Source organism: Streptomyces capoamus, from assembly GCF_014654935.1.
Classification (GTDB): Bacteria; Actinomycetota; Actinomycetes; order Streptomycetales; family Streptomycetaceae; genus Streptomyces; species Streptomyces capoamus.
On the sequence record NZ_BNBF01000010.1, the window covers coordinates 16397 to 36560 of the forward strand.

At 71.6% G+C, this 20164-nt stretch carries 12 protein-coding genes; 5 read left to right on the forward strand and 7 right to left on the reverse strand.

The features are described 5' to 3' along the window. Window positions 1-118: 118 nt before the first annotated feature. Window positions 119-688: a GNAT family N-acetyltransferase gene (locus IE312_RS17380; RefSeq protein WP_189982781.1), complete on the reverse strand. Its 570-nt coding sequence runs from the start codon at window positions 686-688 to the stop codon at window positions 119-121. Window positions 689-939: 251 nt separating this feature from the next. Here IE312_RS17380 and secA point away from each other — a divergent pair, with 251 nt between their 5' ends. After that, on the forward strand, window positions 940-3750 hold the full coding sequence (gene secA, locus IE312_RS17385) for a preprotein translocase subunit SecA (protein WP_189982783.1): 2811 nt from the start codon (window positions 940-942) through the stop codon (window positions 3748-3750). Window positions 3751-4268: 518 nt separating this feature from the next. Here the strand turns inward: secA and IE312_RS17390 are convergent. Beyond that, entirely contained in the window at window positions 4269-4751 is a 483-nt protein-coding gene (locus IE312_RS17390; protein WP_189982785.1) for an Rv3235 family protein, read from the reverse strand. A gap of 336 nt (window positions 4752-5087) precedes the next feature. On the opposite strand from IE312_RS17390, the gene IE312_RS17395 reads away from it, so the two are divergent. Both IE312_RS17395 and IE312_RS17400 read left to right on the forward strand, forming a co-directional pair. Continuing rightward, entirely contained in the window at window positions 5088-5600 is a 513-nt protein-coding gene (locus IE312_RS17395; protein WP_189982787.1) for a DUF6912 family protein, read from the forward strand. A 58-nt stretch (window positions 5601-5658) separates the two neighbouring features. Continuing rightward, window positions 5659-6327, forward strand: a complete 669-nt coding sequence (locus IE312_RS17400; RefSeq protein WP_189982789.1) for an HAD family hydrolase — start codon at window positions 5659-5661, stop codon at window positions 6325-6327. 19 nt (window positions 6328-6346) lie between these two features. On the opposite strand, the gene IE312_RS17405 is transcribed toward IE312_RS17400, so the two are convergent. After that, window positions 6347-6913: a DJ-1/PfpI family protein gene (locus IE312_RS17405; RefSeq protein WP_189982792.1), complete on the reverse strand. Its 567-nt coding sequence runs from the start codon at window positions 6911-6913 to the stop codon at window positions 6347-6349. A gap of 629 nt (window positions 6914-7542) precedes the next feature. Between IE312_RS17405 and IE312_RS17410 the strand changes: the two genes are divergently transcribed. Next, window positions 7543-12486 (forward strand): NAD-glutamate dehydrogenase, encoded by a 4944-nt coding sequence (locus IE312_RS17410; RefSeq protein WP_189982794.1) that lies wholly within the window; start codon window positions 7543-7545, stop codon window positions 12484-12486. Between the two features lie 173 nt (window positions 12487-12659). Beyond that, complete coding sequence (locus IE312_RS17415; RefSeq protein ID WP_189982796.1) at window positions 12660-14147, forward strand: hypothetical protein; 1488 nt, start codon at window positions 12660-12662, stop codon at window positions 14145-14147. Between the two features lie 75 nt (window positions 14148-14222). On the opposite strand, the gene IE312_RS17420 is transcribed toward IE312_RS17415, so the two are convergent. The 4 genes from IE312_RS17420 to IE312_RS17435 all read right to left on the reverse strand — a co-directional run bounded on the left by IE312_RS17420 (window position 14223) and on the right by IE312_RS17435 (window position 20052). Continuing rightward, on the reverse strand, window positions 14223-15887 hold the full coding sequence (locus IE312_RS17420; protein WP_189982798.1) for a glycosyltransferase family 2 protein: 1665 nt from the start codon (window positions 15885-15887) through the stop codon (window positions 14223-14225). Continuing rightward, window positions 15884-18100 carry a CDP-glycerol glycerophosphotransferase family protein gene (locus IE312_RS17425; protein ID WP_189982800.1) on the reverse strand — a complete coding sequence of 739 codons (2217 nt, stop codon included), beginning with the start codon at window positions 18098-18100 and terminating at the stop codon, window positions 15884-15886. Before IE312_RS17425 ends, IE312_RS17420 begins: the two co-directional genes overlap by 4 nt. A gap of 181 nt (window positions 18101-18281) precedes the next feature. Continuing rightward, the gene (locus IE312_RS17430; RefSeq protein ID WP_370467567.1) at window positions 18282-19163 is read right to left on the reverse strand and encodes an ABC transporter ATP-binding protein; all 882 of its coding nucleotides are present in this window, start codon (window positions 19161-19163) and stop codon (window positions 18282-18284) included. After that, window positions 19138-20052, reverse strand: coding sequence for an ABC transporter permease (locus IE312_RS17435; protein WP_189982804.1), 915 nt, complete (start codon window positions 20050-20052; stop codon window positions 19138-19140). The genes IE312_RS17430 and IE312_RS17435 overlap by 26 nt, the downstream gene beginning before the upstream one ends. Between the last annotated feature and the right edge of the window lie 112 nt (window positions 20053-20164).

Here is a 20164-nt window from a genome sequence, read left to right on the forward strand (position 1 = left end):
GGCGTCGTCCGCGGTGAGCGTGGTCGTGGGACGCGGAAGGGTCGTCATGTCCTGGACGATAGAGGGTGCCACTGACAGTCCGCGCCGAGTCGTGCGGTGCACCGCGGGAGGGCCCGGCTCAGGAACGTGCGGGCAGGTACGGGGCCGTGGAGGGCAGGCCGAGGTCCGAAGGGAGCAGGGAGCCGATCCAGCAGTCCCGGCGCACCCCCTTGTTGTTGATGCCGGAGCGCAGGGTGCCCTCGATGGTGAAGCCCGCGCGTTCCGCCACCGCCCGGGAGGCGTGATTGCCGACCTCGGCCCGCCATTCGACACGGTCGACACCGACCTCGGTGAAGATCCACCGGCAGGCGGCGAGCGTGGCCTCCACGACGTAGCCGCGGCCGCGGTGCTCCTTGGCCGTCCAGAAGCCGACCTCGGCCGTGCCCAGCGAGCGCATGGTGAGGCCCAGCATGGCGGCCAGCTCCCCGCCGGGGAGGAAGACGCCGAACGTGAACATCGACCCCTGCGCCCAGCCCTCGGGGGCGATCTGCTCGGTGAAGCCGGTCGCGTGCTCGGGGAGATAGGGCGAGGGGACCGTCGTCCAGCGCTGGATGTCGGGGTCCTGGGCGGCCTGGTACACCGCGTCGGTGTCGGCGGGGCCGACCGCGCGCAGCAGGAGGCGGTTCGTGGTGAGCGTGACGGGTTCCATCGCCCGATTCTGCTCGGGTCGCCCGTCCGGAGCCATGTGTTTTCGCGGTGCGTGAGCGCGTGATCACATTTCGCGTAATTCCTTGCGCCGATGCGGCACTATCCGGATGGTCCGCCCGTTGTCCCGGGTGAAGCAGCCGTCGGGCCGCCAGGCCTCCCGGCGCGGCCGGGTCCTCGCATACGATGGCCGTTGCTCAGTACGTATAAGGAAACCGACCGTCCCAGGCCCGACCGGCAAGGAGACCAGCCCCCGTGTCCGTCCTCTCGAAGATCATGCGTGCAGGCGAAGGCAAGATCCTGCGCAAGCTGCACCGCATCGCGGACCAGGTCAACTCCATCGAAGAGGACTTCGTCGACCTCTCCGACGCCGAGCTGCGGGCCCTCACCGACGAGTACCGGCAGCGCTATGCCGACGGTGAGAGCCTGGACGACCTGCTTCCCGAAGCGTTCGCCACGGTACGCGAGGCCGCCAAGCGTGTCCTCGGCCAGCGCCACTACGACGTGCAGCTGATGGGCGGCGCCGCGCTCCACCTCGGTTATGTGGCCGAGATGAAGACCGGTGAGGGCAAGACCCTCGTCGGCACCCTGCCCGCGTACCTCAACGCCCTGTCCGGCGACGGCGTCCACCTCATCACGGTCAACGACTACCTGGCCGAGCGCGACTCCGAGATGATGGGCCGCGTCCACAAGTTCCTGGGCCTGGACGTCGGCTGCATCCTGGCCAACATGACGCCGGCCCAGCGCCGCGAGCAGTACGCGTGTGACATCACCTACGGCACCAACAACGAGTTCGGCTTCGACTACCTGCGCGACAACATGGCGTGGTCGAAGGACGAACTGGTCCAGCGCGGCCACAACTTCGCCATCGTCGACGAGGTCGACTCCATCCTCATCGACGAGGCCCGTACGCCGCTGATCATCTCCGGCCCGGCCGACCAGGCCACCAAGTGGTACGGCGACTTCGCCAAGCTGGTCACCCGCCTCAAGCGCGGCGAGGCCGGCAACCCGCTCAAGGGCGTCGAGGAGACCGGCGACTACGACGTCGACGAGAAGAAGCGCACGGTCGCCATCCACGAGTCCGGCGTCAGCAAGGTCGAGGACTGGCTGGGCATCGACAACCTCTACGAGTCGGTGAACACCCCCCTCGTCGGGTACCTGAACAACGCCATCAAGGCCAAGGAACTGTTCAAGCGCGACAAGGACTACGTCGTCATCGACGGCGAGGTCATGATCGTCGACGAGCACACCGGCCGTATCCTCGCCGGCCGCCGCTACAACGAGGGCATGCACCAGGCGATCGAGGCGAAGGAAGGGGTGGACATCAAGGACGAGAACCAGACGCTCGCCACGATCACCCTGCAGAACTTCTTCCGCCTCTACAAGAAGCTCTCCGGCATGACCGGTACGGCGATGACCGAGGCCGCCGAGTTCCACCAGATCTACAAGCTCGGCGTGGTCCCGATCCCGACCAACAGGCCGATGGTCCGCAAGGACCAGTCGGACCTGATCTACCGCACCGAGGTCGCCAAGTTCGAGGCGGTCGTGGACGACATCGCCGAGAAGCACGAGAAGGGCCAGCCGATCCTCGTCGGCACGACCTCCGTCGAGAAGTCGGAGTACCTCTCGCAGCAGCTCAGCAAGCGCGGCGTCCAGCACGAGGTGCTGAACGCCAAGCACCACGAGCGCGAGGCGCAGATCGTCGCCCAGGCCGGCCGCAAGGGCGCCGTGACGGTGGCCACCAACATGGCCGGCCGTGGTACGGACATCAAGCTCGGCGGCAACCCCGAGGACCTCGCCGAGGCGGAGCTGCGCCAGCGCGGCCTCGACCCCGAGGAGCACATCGAGGAGTGGGCCGCGGCGCTGCCGGCCGCGCTGGAGCGCGCCGAGGCGGCGGTCAAGGCCGAGAAGGAAGAGGTCGAGGCGCTCGGCGGGCTGTACGTGCTGGGCACCGAGCGGCACGAGTCGCGGCGGATCGACAACCAGCTGCGCGGCCGTTCCGGCCGTCAGGGCGACCCGGGCGAGTCCCGTTTCTACCTCTCCCTCGGCGACGACCTGATGCGGCTGTTCAAGGCCCAGATGGTCGAGCGCGTGATGTCGATGGCGAACGTCCCGGACGACGTGCCGATCGAGAACAAGATGGTCACGCGCGCCATCGCCTCCGCCCAGTCGCAGGTGGAGACGCAGAACTTCGAGACCCGCAAGAACGTCCTGAAGTACGACGAGGTGCTCAACCGGCAGCGCGAGGTCATCTACGGCGAGCGCCGGCGCGTCCTGGAGGGCGAGGACCTGCACGAGCAGATCCGGCACTTCATGGACGACACCATCGAGGCGTACGTCCGCGCCGAGACCTCCGAGGGCTTCCCCGAGGACTGGGACCTGGACCGGCTGTGGGGCGCCTTCCGGCAGCTGTACCCGGTGAAGGTGACCATCGAGGAGCTGGAGGAGGCGGCCGGCGACCGGGCCGGTCTGACCGCCGAGTTCATCGAGGAGTCCATCAAGGAGGACATCTACGAGCAGTACGAGGCCCGTGAGGCACAGCTCGGCTCCGAGATCATGCGTGAGCTGGAGCGCCGGGTCGTGCTGTCGGTCCTGGACCGCAAGTGGCGCGAGCACCTCTACGAGATGGACTACCTCCAGGAGGGCATCGGCCTGCGCGCGATGGCGCAGAAGGACCCGCTGGTCGAGTACCAGCGCGAGGGCTTCGACATGTTCACCGCGATGATGGACGGCATCAAGGAGGAGTCCGTCGGCTACCTGTTCAACCTGGAGGTCCAGGTGGAGCAGCAGGTCGAGGAGGTCCCCGTCGAGGAGGCCGAGCCGGTGGCCGAGGGCGTGCAGGACACGGTGCCGGCGCAGGCGGGTGCGCGTCCCGAGATCCGCGCGAAGGGGCTGGACGTTCCGCAGCGGCGGGACCTGCACTTCTCCGCGCCGACCGTGGACGGTGAGGGCGGTGTCGTCGAGCGCGACCTGGAGGACGAGGAGCCGGTGCGGTCCGAGTCCGACGGCCTGACCCGGGCGGAGCGCAGGCGGCAGGCCAAGGGCGGCCGGCGCCGCAAGAAGTAAACCCACGGCGTCCAGCGGGGCCGGGTCTCCTTCGGGGGCCCGGCCCCGCCGCGTTGCCGCACGCGCGGCGAGGCGGTCAACCGCCCGGCCGACCGCGACACACCCGCGGCCACGCTCGCGCTCGACCCCGGGCGACGGCCGTGGCGCGTGCCCGGAGCCGTGCCGGCGCCGGAGCGGCGGCCGTGGTGCGGGCCCGTGCCTGTGCCGTGCCGGTGCCGAGCGGCGGCCATGATGCGGGCCTCTGCTTACGCCGGCCGGCGCCCGTGCGGACGGTCGTCGTGCGCCCGTCCATCGCCGTGCCGGTGTCCGAGCGGCGGTCATGGCCGGTCATGGCCGTGCTGCGTCGTGCCGTGTCGTGCCGTGTCGGCCGGAGGTTCGTGGCCCGTGCTGCGCCACGCCGGTGCCGGTGCCGAGCGGCGGTTCCTGGTGCTTCGCCGTGCCCGTGCCGGTGCCGAGCGGCAGGCGTGGCCGTGCTGCTCCGTGCCGGTGCCGGGCGGTGGTCGTCGTGGGGGTCCGTGTCATCTCGTGCCCGTTTCCACTGCTGTGCAGCGCCAGCGGAGGTCCTCGCCGCGTTCCAGGCGGAAGGCCATGGCGCGGAGCTGGTCGCCGGCGGCGACGCGGGCGAAGACTTCCAGGGCGCCTTCGCTGGGGACGTAGTAGCCGATGTCGTGGACGACGGGGCGGGGGCCGAGGGTGCGCAGGGGGGTGCGTTCGGCGAGGCGGGCCAGGTCGTCGTAGGCGCGGCCCGCTGTGTGGCGGAGCATCCAGTGGACGGGGCGCTGGCCGCTCAGGACGGCCAGCAGACGCTCGGCGAAGAGGTCGGTGGGCCGGGGCTGCCGCACGGCCGCCCCGGGCAGCGCACGGGGCCTCTCGCGCCGTGCGGCCGCCGGCCGGCTGGGCACGCGGGGCGGGGCGCCGCCGGGGCGGCGGGAGTCGCGGCGGGTCGGCGGGCGGTGCCGCGGGCGGGGCTGGGCGGCGGTACGGCTCATGACCTTGTTCATGGGGATCCCCGTTCGGCGGGCCCGGGGAATACCGGGCGGTAACCAGCTGGTGGGGATCTTGTACGGGGTGCGGGGAGCACCGGCAAGGAAGGCGTGGCCGGCGGGTGCGGGCCCGGAAGGTTCACCTATCCGAGCGATGCGGGGTCCCCGGAAGCCCGTGATCAGGCGGAGGACGAGGGTGAATCCCGGGCCCGGGGTCGACGCCTCCAGGGGCGTGGGCAGGGGCTCGAAAGGGGACGGCCGCACGTATCCTGAAGGCCCTTCGGGAGACGCGCCAGCCGCCCTCCCCGGAACCCAGCCGAGTTCTTCGACCAGGAACAGGAAAGAGCGGCCAGCATGCGCGTCTACGTCCCCCTGACCCTCCCCGCCCTCGCCGAGGCGTACCGGACGGGAGAGCTGGGGAGCGGCCCCTTCGTCGCGTACGCCGTCACGCCCGCGCTGCGCGAGTGGTACCTCTCCGAGGACATCGAGGAGCTGGAGTACGCGGCGCTGAGCCGGGCCGCGCTGGCCTCGCTGCGGCTGCTGGCGGCGGACCCGGACGCGGTGCGCAGGCGGGTCGTGGTGGCCGTGGACGTGCCCGACCGCGCGGCGGGCGCCGACCCGGACCGCGGGCTGGAACCGTCCGCCCTCGGCGAGGTCACCGTGACGGTGGCGGTGCCGCTCGGGAAGGCGGCCGCGGTGCACGTCGACGCGGAGGACGCCGAGCCGGACGTGACCGCGGCGGCGGACGCCCTGGAGGCGGCGGACGGCGGGGACGACGACGCGCAGTTCGTCGTGGACGGCGCGGACGACCACGAGCTGCTGTGGTACGCCACGCAGGAGATCCCCAACCTGGTCGGGCCGGCCTGACCCCGGACCGGTCCGCCCGGCGCCTTGACTGTCGGTGGGGGCGGGTACGGTCTTGGACATGGGGACGCACGCGAACGCGCACATCGTCTGGGACTGGAACGGAACGCTGTTCCACGACAATGACGCGATCATCGGGGCGACGAACGCGGCCTTCGCCGAGCTGGGGCTCGCACCGATCACGCTGGAGCAGTACCGGACGCTGTACTGCGTGCCGGTGCCGAAGTTCTACGAGCGGCTGCTCGGCCGGCTGCCGACCGACACCGAGTGGGAACTGATGGACGGGGTCTTCCACCGGTACTACGCGGAGCACCGGGTGCGGTGCGCGCTGACCGAAGGGGCCGAGGAACTGCTCCTGGGCTGGCGGTCGGCGGGGCACAGCCAGTCGCTGCTGAGCATGTACGGGCACGAGGAGCTGGTGCCGCTCGTGCGCGGCTTCGGGATCGAGGCGCACTTCCTGCGGGTCGACGGGCGTACGGGCCCGTCCGGGGGCAGCAAGGCCGAGCACATGGTGCGGCACCTGGAGGCGCTGGCGGGGGTGGTGGCGCCGGAGCGGACCGTGGTGATCGGGGACGCGGCGGACGACGCGGTCGCCGCGCGGCACGTGGGGGCGCGGGCCGTGCTGTACAGCGGGGGATCGCACAGCCGGCAGAGCCTGGAGCACGTGGGGGTGCCGGTGGTGGACACGCTGGCCGACGCGGTGGCCGAGGCCTGGAGGATGGCGGCGTAGGGCGGGGCTCGCCGGGGCCTCAGCTCGCCGGCGCCTTGGAGCGCAGCACCTTCAGGAACTCCCGCATCCAGGCCGGGTGGTCCGGCCAGGCACGGGAGGAGACGAGGGTGCCGTCGACGACGGCCTCGGTGTCCTGGAAGCCCGCTCCGGCCGACTGCATGTCCGGCTCCAGCGCGGGGTAGGCCGTGACCCGGCGGCCCCGGAGGGAGTCGATCGCGGCGGTGAGCAGCGGGCCGTGGCAGATCTGGGCGACCGGTTTGTCCGCGTCGAAGAAGGCCTTGAGGATCTTGCGGAGTTCGGCGTCGTTGCGCAGGTACTCGGGGGCCCGGCCGCCGGGGATGACGAGGGCCGCGTACTCCCCGGGCTCGACCTCGGAGAAGGCCAGGTCGGCGGGCCAGGTGTAGCCGGGCTTCTCGGTGTAGGTGTCGTAGCCGGGTTCGAAGTCGTGGACGACGAAGCGGAGGGTCTTGCGGGTGGGGGCCGCGATGTGGACCTCGTAGCCCTCCTCCAGCAGCCGCTGGTAGGGGTAGAGCACCTCCAGGGACTCCGCTGCGTCGCCGGTGACGATGAGTATCTTGGTGGGCATGTCGGCTCCTCCGGTCGTACTCCGGGCGGCGGATGGCACTCCGGTCACCGTGCCCGCGCCGGGCGCGCTTGCCAAGAGGGCCCGGTTGTTCTTCAGGGTGCCGCCGCGGGCGCCGGGACGCGACCGGGTGACCCAAGACCGGCCACCCTGGCCGGCCGACGGGATCCCGCCGACCGGATACGCCACCGGACGCCGTCCCGCCGCTGTGCAGAACGTCAAACTTCGCCCCCCGGTTTTGTACACATACGGCTCATGACGGGCCCCCCGTAAGTGGCGATAGCCTTGTGGCGTGATCAGCGCGATAGTTCGCGGGGGCGATGCCGCTCCTGCCCCGCGCCCGGGTTGCACGGAACACCTCCGTGACCGGGCGGCGGTCGCTGGTCCTCGCGGGCGGGACGGGAGCGCGGACGCTCCCAGGACGCCGAGGACGCTCCGGGACACGACGGTGCCGAGGGCAGCGTCACAGTCGACGGGCGTGCCCAGATTGGCCGAATACCCCCCGCTCATCTCACCTCGCGGCATAGCGTCGGACCGGACCGGACACCCCGGGCCGTGGCGTCGAGCCGGAGGGGAAGAGACCGTACTTCCTTCTACGTCACGCAACGGCGCGCGACAGGAGCCAGAGGACAATGCAGACCAAGCTGGACGAAGCCAAGGCCGAGCTGCTCGAGAGGGCCGCCCGCGTAGCTGAGAACAGCCCGGTCGGGGGGCACCTACCGACCGGGACGACGAGCGAGGGCACCTCCGGCATCCCGGACAGCGAATCCGTGCTCGCGTTCCTCCAGCGTTACTACCTGCACACCGCCCCGGAAGACCTCGCCGACCGCGACCCGGTCGACGTCTTCGGCGCCGCGGTCTCGCACTACCGTCTCGCCGAGACCCGCCCGCAGGGCACCGCGAACGTCCGGGTGCACACCCCGACCGTGGAGGAGAACGGGTGGACCTGCAGCCACACCGTGGTGGAGGTCGTCACCGACGACATGCCCTTCCTCGTGGACTCGGTCACCAATGAGCTGACCCGGCAGGGACGCGGCATCCACGTCGTCATCCACCCGCAGTTCGTGGTCCGGCGGGACGTGACCGGCAAGCTGATCGAGGTGCTGCCGACCCCGCCCGGCGGCGACCTCCCGCACGACGTGCACGTCGAGTCCTGGATCCACGTCGAGATCGACCGGGAGACCGACCGCGCCGACCTCAAGCAGATCACCGCGGACCTGCTGCGTGTCCTGTCCGACGTCCGCGAGGCCGTCGAGGACTGGGAGAAGATGCGGAGCACCGCGACCCGGCTCGCCGGCGGACTGGGCGACGAGCCCGCCCCCGGCGACCTGCCCGGGGCCGAGGTCGAGGAGGCCCGCGAGCTGCTGCGCTGGCTGGCCGACGACCACTTCACCTTCCTCGGCTACCGCGAGTACCAGCTGCGCGAGGACGACACGCTCGCCGCCGTGCCCGGCACCGGGCTCGGCATACTGCGTGCGGACCCGCACCACGCCCAGGAGGACCAGCACCCGGTCAGCCCCTCCTTCGAGCGGCTCCCCGCCGACGCCCGCGCCAAGGCCCGCGAGCACAAGCTGCTGGTGCTGACCAAGGCCAACAGCCGGGCGACCGTGCACCGGCCGTCGTACCTGGACTACATCGGCGTCAAGAAGTTCGACGCGGACGGCAACGTCGTCGGCGAGCGGCGCTTCCTCGGACTGTTCTCCTCCGCCGCGTACACCGAGTCCGTGCGCCGGGTCCCGGTGATCCGCCGCAAGGTCGACGAGGTGCTCCGCCGCGCCGGCTTCTCGCCCAACAGCCACGACGGCCGCGACCTGCTCCAGATCATGGAGACCTACCCGCGCGACGAGCTGTTCCAGACCCCGGTCGCCGAGCTGCAGTCCATCGTCACCAGCGTGCTCTACCTCCAGGAGCGCCGCCGGCTGCGGCTGTACCTGCGGCAGGACGAGTACGGCCGCTACTACTCGGCCCTCGTCTACCTGCCGCGCGACCGCTACACCACCGGCGTGCGCCTGCGGATCATCGACATCCTGAAGGAGGAGCTGGGCGGCACCAGCGTCGACTTCACCGCCTGGAACACCGAGTCGATCCTGTCCCGGCTGCACTTTGTCGTCCGGGTGCCGCAGGGCACCGAGCTGTCCGAGCTGTCGGACGCCGACAAGGAGCGCATCGAGGCCCGCCTGGTCGAGGCGGCCCGCTCCTGGGCCGACGCGTTCGCCGAGGCGCTGACCGCCGAGTGCGGCGAGGAGCGCGCCGCCGAGGTGCTGCGCCGCTACAGCCACGCCTTCCCCGAGGGCTACAAGGCCGACCACAGCCCGCGTGCCGCGGTCGCCGACCTGGTCCACCTGGAGCAGCTGAGCGAGGACAAGGCCTTCTCGCTCAGCCTGTACGAGCCGGTGGGCGCCGCGCCCGAGGAGCGCCGCTTCAAGATCTACCAGAAGGGCGGCACGGTCTCCCTGTCCAAGGTGCTGCCGGTGCTCAGCCGGCTCGGCGTCGAGGTCACGGACGAGCGGCCGTACGAGCTGCGCTGCGCGGACCGCACCACCGCCTGGATCTACGACTTCGGTCTGCGCATGCCGAAGACGCTCGGCGGCGGCAACGGCGACTACCTGGGCGACGACGCCCGCGGGCGGTTCCAGGACGCGTTCGCCGCGACCTGGACCGGCCAGGCGGAGAACGACGGCTTCAACGCGCTCGTGCTGAGCGCCGGGCTGACCTGGCGGCAGGCGATGGTGCTGCGCGCCTACGCCAAGTACCTGCGGCAGGCCGGCTCGACCTTCTCGCAGGACTACATGGAGGACACCCTCCGCAACAACGTCCACACCACCCGGCTGCTCGTCTCCCTGTTCGAGGCGCGGATGTCCCCGGAGCGGCAGAAGGCCGGCCTGGAGATCACCGATGCCCTGCTGGAGGAGCTGGACGCGGCCCTGGAGCAGGTGGCGAGCCTGGACGAGGACCGCATCCTGCGCTCCTTCCTGACCGTCATCAAGGCGACGCTGCGCACGAACTTCTTCCAGGAGGCGGCCGGCGGCAAGCCGCACGACTACGTCTCCATGAAGTTCGACCCGCAGGCCATCCCGGACCTGCCCGCGCCGCGCCCGGCGTACGAGATCTGGGTGTACTCGCCGCGCGTGGAGGGCGTGCACCTGCGCTTCGGCAAGGTCGCGCGCGGCGGCCTGCGCTGGTCGGACCGGCGTGAGGACTTCCGTACCGAGATCCTCGGCCTGGTCAAGGCGCAGATGGTGAAGAACACCGTCATCGTGCCGGTCGGCGCCAAGGGCGGTTTCGTCGCCAAGCAGCTGCCCGACCCGGGCGTGGACCGCGACGCCTGGCTGGCCGAGGGCATCGCCAGCTACAAGACGTTCATCTCGGCGCTGCTGGACATCACCGACAACATGGTGGCCGGCGAGGTCGTGCCGCCGCAGGACGTGGTCCGGCACGACGGGGACGACACCTACCTCGTCGTGGCCGCCGACAAGGGCACCGCGACCTTCTCCGACATCGCCAACGGGGTCGCGAACACCTACAACTTCTGGCTCGGCGACGCCTTCGCCTCCGGCGGCTCGGCCGGCTACGACCACAAGGGCATGGGCATCACCGCGCGCGGCGCCTGGGAGTCCGTGAAGCGGCACTTCCGCGAGCTGGGCGTGGACACGCAGACCGAGGACTTCACGGTCGTCGGCATCGGTGACATGTCCGGTGACGTGTTCGGCAACGGCATGCTGCTGTCGGAGCACATCCGCCTGGTCGCCGCCTTCGACCACCGGCACATCTTCATCGACCCGCACCCGGACGCGGCCACCTCCTACGCCGAGCGCCGCCGCCTGTTCGAGCTGCCCCGCTCCAGCTGGGCCGATTACAACACCGAGCTGCTGTCGGCGGGCGGCGGGATCTTCCCGCGCAGCGCCAAGTCGATCCCGGTCAACGCCCACATCCGGGAGGCCCTCGGCATCGCCGACAAGGTCACCAAGATGACTCCGGCGGACCTGATGAAGGCGATCCTGCAGTCGCCGGTCGACCTGCTGTGGAACGGCGGCATCGGCACCTACGTGAAGTCGTCGGCCGAGTCCAACGCGGACGTCGGCGACAAGGCCAACGACGCGATCCGTGTCGACGGCCAGGACCTGCGGGTGAAGGTCGTCGGCGAGGGCGGCAACCTGGGCCTGACCCAGCTCGGCCGGATCGAGTTCGCCATGCACGGCGGCAAGATCAACACCGATGCGATCGACAACAGCGCCGGTGTGGACACCTCCGACCACGAGGTGAACATCAAGATCCTGCTGAACGGCCTGGTCGCGGACGGCGACATGACCGTCAAGCAGCGCAACAAGCTGCTCGCCGAGATGACCGACGAGGTCGGCGCGCTGGTTCTGCGCAACAACTACGCGCAGAACACCGCCCTGGCCAACGCGCTCCTCCAGGCCAAGGACATGCTCCACGCCCAGCAGCGGTTCATCCGCCACCTGGTGCGCGAGGGCCACCTGGACCGGGCGCTGGAGTTCCTGCCCACCGACCGGCAGATCCGCGAGCGCCTCGCCGGGGGCCAGGGCCTGACCGGCCCGGAGACGGCCGTCGTGCTGGCGTACACGAAGATCACGGTGGCCGAGGAGCTGCTGCACACCTCGCTGCCGGACGACCCGTACCTGCGCGGTCTGCTGCACGCCTACTTCCCGACGGCGCTGCGCGAGCGGTTCGCCGAGGCCATCGACAACCACCCGCTGCGCCGCGAGATCACCACGACCGTGCTGGTCAACGACACGGTCAACACGGGCGGTACGACGTACCTGCACCGGCTGCGCGAGGAGACCGGCGCCTCCCTGGAGGAGATCGTCCGGGCGCAGACCGCGGCCCGCGCGATCTTCTGCTCGGCGCCGGTGTGGGACGCGGTGGAGGCCCTGGACAACAAGGTCGAAGCGGCCGTCCAGACTCGGATCCGGCTGCACTCGCGCCGCCTGATCGAGCGCGGCACCCGCTGGCTGCTCAACAACCGGCCGCAGCCGCTGCAGCTCGCCGAGACGGTCGAGTTCTACGCCGACCGGGTCGAGCGGGTCTGGCAGGAGCTGCCGAAGCTGCTGCGCGGCGCGGACCTGGAGTGGTACCAGCACGTGTACGACGAGCTGTCCGCGGCCGGCGTCCCGGACGAACTCGCCACCCGCGTGGCCGGGTTCTCCTCCGCCTTCCCGGCGCTCGACATCGTGTCGGTGGCCGACCGCACGGGCAAGGAGCCGCTGGACGTCGCCGAGATCTACTACGACCTCGCCGACCGGCTGAACATCACCCAGCTGATGGACCGCATCATCGAGCTGCCCCGCGCCGACCGCTGGCAGTCCATGGCCCGCGCCTCGATCCGCGAGGACCTGTACGCGGCCCACGCGGCGCTCACCGCGGACGTCCTGGCCGTGGGCAACGGCACCTCGACGCCCGAGGAGCGCTTCAAGGCCTGGGAGCAGAAGAACGCGGCGATCCTGGGCCGGGCCCGGACCACGCTGGACGAGATCCGCAGCTCCGACTCCTTCGACCTCGCCAACCTGTCGGTGGCGATGCGGACGATGCGGACGCTGCTGCGCACGCACTCGTAGGCGTACGGCACGACAGGCGCTCCCGGCGGAACACCGGGGGCGCCTGTCGTCCTCCGACGGATTTCTTGCCCGCGCCTCGCCGGAAACTCGCGGTGAATTTACCTTTTCCTGCTCTTCGTGGGGGGTCGGATAGGGTCGGCGGTGTGCACACCGCGCCGTCAGACACCGAACCGGTGAGCCCCACGGCAGCGCCGGGCGGCTCCGCGTCGCGCGTCGGCCGGACGTCGGCGCAACTCGCCGCCGCGCTGGTCGGGGTGCTGCTGCTCCTGGTCGTCGTCCGCCTGCCCTGGGCGGGCGACCTGGGCATGCACGCGGCCACCGTCCAGCGCCTGCGGCACAGCCTGCTGCACCCCGGCAACCCGCTGGTCGACGCCGACACGCCGAGCCCCTACTACTCCCCGTGGATGCTGCTGCTCGGTGTCGTCGCCAGGCTGACCGGCCTCTCCGTCTTCGTGGTGCTGCGGCTGGCCGCGCTCGCCGGGCTGGCGCTGCTGGTGACCGGCGTCGTGCGGTACGTCCGCACCCTCAGCGCCCATCGCGCCGCGCCCGCCCTCGCCCTGCTGAGCCTGCTGCTGCTGTGGGGGCCGGTGCTGTTCAACTGGAGCGGCTTCCTCGGGCTGAACTCCCTCGCGCTGACGGTGTCGTACCCCAGCGTGTTCGCGCTCGGGCTCAGCTTCCACTTCTGGACCTGGCTGACGCGGGCGCTGCGTGCGGAGTCCGGGTGGGGGGTGTGGCCGGGGCTGGGGGTGCTGTGGGCGCTGATCCTGCTGTGCCACCAGTTCACCGGGGTCGTCGCGTCCCTGGGCGGGCTGGCCGTGGTGCTCGCGGCGAAGCCGGCGCGGGGGGTGCTGCCGCGGCTCGGTGCCGGGCTGGTCGCGGGGCTGCTGCTGCTCTGGCTCTGGCCGTACTACGACTTCTTCGCGCTGTTCTCCGCCGGCGCGGACCTGGAGGCCATCCACCGGCCGCTCTACCAGGACCTGGCCGGGCGGTTCGGCCTGGTGCTGCTCGGGGTGGCGGCGCTGGGCCTGCGCGCGCGGCGGGACCGCCGGGACCCGCTGGTCCTGTTCTTCCTCCTCGGCACGCTGGTGTTCGCGGCGGGCGGCCTGAGCGGGCACTACTCCTGGGGCCGTGCCCTGCCCGCGGCGCTGATCCCGGCGCAGCTCGCGGCCGCGCTGGAGGCGGTGTCGGCGGGGCGCCGGGCCGTGCGGCGGGGGTGGGCGTGCGTGCTGCTCGCCGCGCTGGCCGTGGGGGCGTGGACGCAGGCCGGGACGCTCGGGTACGTGGTGCCGCGGGGCGCGCTCCCCGGGGTGGTCGCGGAGAAGTACCGGACGCCGTGGGTGGGGTACCAGTGGATCATGCGGGCCGGGGTGCGGTACGGGGACGTGGTGATGGCCCGTACCTTCCCGGCCCGGCAGATCCCCGCGTACGGTCCCTACACCGTGGCGCCCGGGTACCCGGATGTGTTCCTTCCCGACGCGGGGCGCCGGGAGGCGGCGGTGGAGCGGTACTTCTCCGGGGGGACGGGAACGGCGGAGCGGCGGGAGATCCTGCGGAAGTACGGGGTGCGGTGGGTCGTCGGCGGTACGTCGGCGAAGGCACCCTGGCTTCGCGAAGTGGCCGCCGGCCCGGGCGATCAGGTCCTGTACCGAGTACTGCCCTGAGCCGCGCCGGGCCGGCGGCGGGTCCGCTCACCGGCCGGGCAGGGTGCCGCCCGCGCCCACCCGTGCCGCCCCGGTCTACCTCAACACGCTCGCCGCCAGCCGGGCCGCGTTGCGCAGGCGCGGGTGGGCCAGGCGCTGGAGCACCGGACGGGTCACGCGGGCCGTCACGCCGACGGGGGTCCAGCGGATCTGGAGCCGGCCGGGGTTGCGGCCCTCCGGTTCGATCCTGAGGTCGTGCGGGGCCGCGCCCGAGTGGTAGGGGATGCGGACGGTGCGCGACGGGAAGTCCAGCGGGGCCAGGAGCAGGGCCGAGTTGGACAGGCCCTGCTGGTCCAGGCGGACCAGCGGGTGCCGCAGTCCGGCGAAGCCGTGCAGCGGGACCTGCGCGGCGGCCAGGTCCAGGCGGACCGTGCCCTCGAATACGCCGGGGCGGACCGGGTCGAGGCGGAAGGGGACCGTCATGCGGCGCCGGCCCGGAGTCAGCAGCAGGGACGCGCGCTGGGGTCCGACGGGCAGCCGCAGCCCGGGGTCGTAGGTGCGGATCGCGAGGGTGAGGGACGCGCCGGGGCCGGGCGTCAGCTCCGTGATCTCGTGGCGGAACTGGGCGGTGGGGAAGGGCCTGGTGTCCAGCTCCAGTTCGGAGACGTCGAGTTCGCGGCGGGCGCGGTCCGTCGACGGGACGCTGTCGCCCCAGTAGGGGACGCCGTCGGGGCCGGACGTGACCTGCCGCGGCGCCACCGCGTGGCCCAGCCCGCGCGCCGCCTGCCGGACCTCGGCCAGGCGGCCGTCGCGCAGCAGCTCCAGCACCACGCGCTCGGCGCGCGGCAGCCGCGCGTACGCGTCGGGGGAGAGCGTGTCCAGGTAGGGGGTCATGAGGTCCGCGAAGGACGCCAGCCACTCCTCGTCCCGGTAGGGCAGGTCGCCGGCGTACATCCGGAAGTCGTGCTTGAGGAACTTGTAGTCCTTGTCCTCCCGCAGCCCCGCGTGCCCGCTGCTCACCAGGAAGTCGTCGATCAGCCGCTGGACGTGGACCCGGTCGCGGACGTTGGAGATCTTGTGCCGCTGGTTGGAGATGGAGGCGGCGGACGCGGCGGCGAACGGCTCGATGTACCAGACGTACACCGGGTCCGGGATGATCGTGAACGCCTTCGCGAGGCAGTACGCCTGCGCGGAGAACAGCTGGTCCTCGTAGTGGATGCCCTCCGGGAAGCGGAGCTGGTGGCGGTCGAGGAAGGCGCGCGCGTACATCTTGCTGGTCGACAGGTGCTCGAAGAGCAGCCGGGGGTCCTGCTCGATGCCCTCCACCGTGCGGCGTTCGGCGACCAGGTGCGGCATCCAGGTGGTGCGGCGGCCGTTGTCCACCCGGACCCGGCGGACCGCGCCCATGGCGAAGTCCACCGCCCGCTCGCGGTGCGCGGCGAGCAGCAGTTCCACGGCGCGCGGGGGCAGTTCGTCGTCGCTGTCCAGGAACATCAGGTAGGGCGCCCGGGCGATCTCGATGGCCCGGTTGCGCGGGGCACTGCACCCGCCGCTGTTCTCCGGCAGGCGGATGTAGCGGATCCGGTGGTCCTGGGCCGCCAGCTCCCGGGCGACCGTCGGCGTGTCGTCCGTCGAGTGGTCGTCGCTGATGACGATCTCGATGTTGGCGTGGGTCTGCGCGCGCAGCGAGGCGACCGCGCGGGGGAGGCGGGCCGCGTCGTTGAAGACGATGACCGTGACCGTGACGTCGGGGATGGTCATGCCGTGGCCTCCTCGGGCGTCGGGGCGGGGGTGCGGTCCTCCAGGGGCAGCACCGGTGGCAGCGCGTCCTCCGGTTCGCCGAGGAACACCCGGCGTACGACCCGTTCGGCGGCGCGTCCGTCGTCGTACTCGCAGAACCGGCGGCGGAACGCGGCCCGCGCCTTGGCCGCGCCGTCGTCGCGCCAGGCGCCGGAGACGAAGATCTCCGCGAGTTCCTCCTGGGTGCGGGCGACCTGGCCGGGGTGTTCGGCCATCAGGTCGAAGTAGACGCCCCGGGTGGTCCGGTACGTCTCCCAGTCGTCGGCGTAGATCACGATCGGTCGGTCCAGGTTGGCGTAGTCGAACATGATCGAGGAGTAGTCCGTGACCAGCGCGTCGGCGGCCAGGCAGAGTTCCTCGACGGGGTCGTAGGAGGAGACGTCGATGATCCGGCCGGAGCGGCGCAGCCCGGTCAGCGGGGAGGCGGCGCCGCCGTAGAAGTAGTGGGCGCGCACCATCAGGACGGTGTCGTCGCCGAGGCGGTCGGCGAGGGCGGCGAGGTCGAGGCGCGGGGTGTAGCCGGCCTCGTAGTCGCGGTGGGTGGGGGCGTACAGGACGGCGGTCTTCCCGGGCGCGATGCCGAGACGCTCGCGGGCGGCGCGGACGTCGGCGGCACCGGCCCGGTAGTACACGTCGTTGCGCGGATAGCCGTGGTCGAGGCTGGTGTAGCGGGAGGGGTAGGCGCGCTCCCACATGCGGGTGGAGTGGCTGTTGGCGCTGACGCTGTAGTCCCACTTGTCGATGCGGGCCAGCAGGGCGGCGAAGTCCAGGCCCTTGGCGGCGGCCGGGTGGTCCATCTGGTCCAGGCCCATCCGCTTGAGCGGGGTGCCGTGGTGGGTCTGGACGTGGATCGCGTCCGGGCGCTTGACGACCGCGTTCGGGAAGTTGACGTTGTTCGTCAGGTACTTGGCGGTGGCCAGGATCTCCCAGTAGCGGCGGGTGCCGGGGACCACGTGGTCGGTGCCGGGCGGCAGCAGGGCCGCGTTCTCCTTGTTCACCACCCACACCGGGTGGATGTGCGGGGCGAGTTCGGCGAGCTTCGCGGCGATCGCGGCCGGGTTGCAGGACACCCCGCGGTCCCAGTAGGCGGCGAACACGGCGAGGTTCGGGTCGACCGGGCGGCTCAGGGCGCGCCGGTACTGCTGGTCGCGGACCTTGGCGCTCAGCTGCCGCTTGCGGCTCCGTACGGCCTTGCGGGCGGCGCGGCGGGTGCGGTTGGCCGTCTGGAAGGCCCGGTACTTGGTGTACGCGCCCTCCTCCAGCAGCCCGTGCCGTACGCCCTCCAGGCCCGCCGGGCGCCGGTGGCCCTCGGGGCGCCAGCGGACCGCGGCCAGGGAGGCGCGGCGGAAGAACTCGCGGGCCACCGGGTCGGGCAGGTCCTCGCGGGCGAAGGTGCGGATGAGGTCGCGCACCATCAGGTCGTACAGCACCGCGCGGGGGGCGCGGCGGTCCCTGGTGAGCGCGAGCAGGGCCTCGTAGTGGTCGACGAGGCGGAGCCGGTCCTCGGGGGCGCGCGGCGGCAGGCTCTCGGGACGCAGCACGCGGTGCTCGTACGCCGTCTGGTTCAGGCAGGCGACGCGGCCGGCGAGCAGCAGGGCCGCGTGGGCGGCGCGGGGCTCGTCGTCGGTGTTCAGCCGCTCCTCGTGGGCCTGCCAGAAGGCGGCGCGCAGGGCACGGTTGCCGAGCAGCGGGGTGAGCCGCAGCAGGTCGGCGGCCTCGTGCAGGGGCAGGGCCGCGCGGCCGACGGCGGCGAGGTGGCGGCCGTCGCGGGAGGGCCGGGCGGCGGTCTGCCAGGTGGTGGTGACGTGGTCGAAGAGGAGGACGTCCACGGGGGTGTCCGCCGCCGCGGCCGCCGCGTCCAGTTCGGCGGTCCGCTCGGCGATCAGGCGGGCCGCGCCCGCGGGCAGGCCGTCCTCGGCGTGGACGAAGTGCAGCCAGCGGCCACGGGCGCGGGCGGCGCCGGCCGCCCGGGCCTCCGCGTCACCGGTGCCGTCCGGCAGCGGTACGACGATCGTCTCGGGGGCGTGGGCCTCGGCCGTCTCCCGGGCCCACGCGCCGACCGCGGCGACGATCACCTCGGCGTCGGGGAGGGGGTGGGATTCCAGGGAGCCCAGCAGCTCGGTCAGGTGCCCCTGTGCGTTCGGCCCGTAGACGATCACACTCAACTGGGGCATCGCAGTGGACTCCTTCGGATCGGTCTCTCCGGGCGCAACCCTTCATAACATACTGTCACTAAGCGGATGAAAGGGATGACTGCGTCCGGCCTAAGTGTGGGCCTCAGGAAGAAAGAGGCAGTTTCGGCGCGTCCGGTTGCGAAGTGACCGCTTTCATACCGTCCGCTTCCGTGTCCTTCACTTACCCTTTCGGGGCGTTCGCCTTCGGTTCCGGTTTCTTCTGCTGCGGGGTCTTCGCCGCCGGCTTCGCGGGCGCCGGCTTCTTGTCGCCGGTGAAGGCCTCGTACTCCTTCATCACCTCTTCGGTCGGGCCGTCCATGCGCAGTTCGCCGCGCTCCAGCCACAGCACCCGCTCGCAGGTGTCGCGGATCGACTTGTTGTTGTGGCTGACCAGGAAGACCGTGCCCGCGTGCTGCCGCAGCTCGCGGATCCGTGCCTCCGAGCGTTTCTGGAAGGAGCGGTCGCCGGTGGCCAGCGCCTCGTCGATCAGCAGCACGTCGTGGTCCTTGGCGGCGGCGATGGAGAAGCGGAGCCGGGCGGCCATGCCGGAGGAGTACGTGCGCATCGGGAGGGTGATGAAGTCGCCCTTCTCGTTGATCCCCGAGAAGTCGACGATCTCCTGGTAGCGCTGCTTGATCTGCTCCCGGGACATGCCCATGGCGAGACCGCCGAGGTGGATGTTCCGCTCGCCCGTGAGGTCGTTCATCAGCGCCGCGTTGACGCCCAGCAGGGACGGCTGGCCGTCGGTGAAGATGTGCCCGCTCTCCACCGGGAGCAGGCCGGCGACGGCCTTGAGCAGGGTGGACTTGCCGGAGCCGTTGGTGCCGATCAGCCCGATCGCCTCTCCCCGGTAGGCGACGAACGACACCTTCTTCACCGCGTGCACCCGGCGCACGCCGGCCGCCTTCTCGGTCTGCTCGCGGCGCAGGATGCGGTTGAGGGCGGCGGTGGCGGAGCCACGGCCGGCACCGGTGCCGTTGACCCGGTAGACGATGTCGACGCGGTCCGCGACGACGGTGGGGATCTTCTCGCTGTGCTCAGCCACGGCCGTACGTCTCCTCAGCCTTCCAGAAGTAGATGAAGCCGCCGATGCCGGCGAGCAGGGCCCAGCCGGTGGCCGCCGCCCAGACGTGCGGGGGCAGGGACCTGGCGTGGAAGCTGTCGATCAGCGCGAACCGCATGAGGTCGATGTAGACCGCGGCCGGGTTGAGTTCCAGCAGGACGGTGACGAGGTGCGGCAGGTCGTCCTTCTTGGCCAGCTTGTCGATGCTCCACATCACGCCGGACACGTACATCCAGGTGCGCAGCACGAACGGCATCAGCTGCGCGATGTCCGGGGTCTTGGCGCCCATCCGGGCCACGATCATCGACACGCCGGCGTTGAACGTGAACTGCAGCACCAGCGCCGGGAGCGCCAGCACCCAGGAGGCGGCGACCGGCACGCCGAAGCAGAGCAGGATGACGACCAGGGCGGCCATCGAGAACAGCAGCTGCTGGAGCTGCTGGAGGGCGAAGGAGATGGGCAGGGCGGCGCGCGGGAAGTGCAGGGCGCGGACCAAGCCGAGGTTGCCGGAGATCGCGCGGGTGCCCGCCATGATCGAGCTCTGGGTGAACGTCCAGATGAACACGCCCGTGACCAGGAACGGGACGTAGTCGGGCACGTTGTGCTTGGTGCCGAGCAGCACGCCGAAGATGAAGTAGTACACCGCCGCGTTCAGCAGCGGGGTCATGACCTGCCAGACCTGGCCGAGCTTCGCCTGGCTGTACTGCGCGGTCAGCTTGGCGGTGGCGAAGGCGCTGATGAAGTGGCGGCGGGCCCACAGCTGGCGGACGTACTCCGGCAGGGAGGGGCGGGCGCCGCTGACCGTCAGGCCGTGCCGGGCCGCCAGTGCCGCGAGGTCGTCGTCGGCCGGGGCCTGGGTGGGGGGCGGTGTGTGGAGGACCTGGCTCACATCCGCTGCTTTCGCTCGGGGGGAGGGGGTGCCGCGTCCGGCGTTCGCCGGCATCGCCGCGTCCGTTCCCGTCGGCCGGCGTTTCCTTACGCTTCTCTTCACGTTCTCTTAC

Coding starts and splice junctions, on each gene's coding strand:
- IE312_RS17380 (WP_189982781.1), bottom strand. CDS start 688: ATGGAACCCGTCACGCTCACCACGAACCGCCTCCTGCTGCGCGCGGTC.
- IE312_RS17390 (WP_189982785.1), bottom strand. CDS start 4,751: ATGAACAAGGTCATGAGCCGTACCGCCGCCCAGCCCCGCCCGCGGCAC.
- IE312_RS17395 (WP_189982787.1), top strand. CDS start 5,088: ATGCGCGTCTACGTCCCCCTGACCCTCCCCGCCCTCGCCGAGGCGTAC.
- IE312_RS17400 (WP_189982789.1), top strand. CDS start 5,659: ATGGGGACGCACGCGAACGCGCACATCGTCTGGGACTGGAACGGAACG.
- IE312_RS17405 (WP_189982792.1), bottom strand. CDS start 6,913: ATGCCCACCAAGATACTCATCGTCACCGGCGACGCAGCGGAGTCCCTG.
- IE312_RS17410 (WP_189982794.1), top strand. CDS start 7,543: ATGCAGACCAAGCTGGACGAAGCCAAGGCCGAGCTGCTCGAGAGGGCC.
- IE312_RS17420 (WP_189982798.1), bottom strand. CDS start 15,887: ATGACCATCCCCGACGTCACGGTCACGGTCATCGTCTTCAACGACGCG.
- IE312_RS17425 (WP_189982800.1), bottom strand. CDS start 18,100: ATGCCCCAGTTGAGTGTGATCGTCTACGGGCCGAACGCACAGGGGCAC.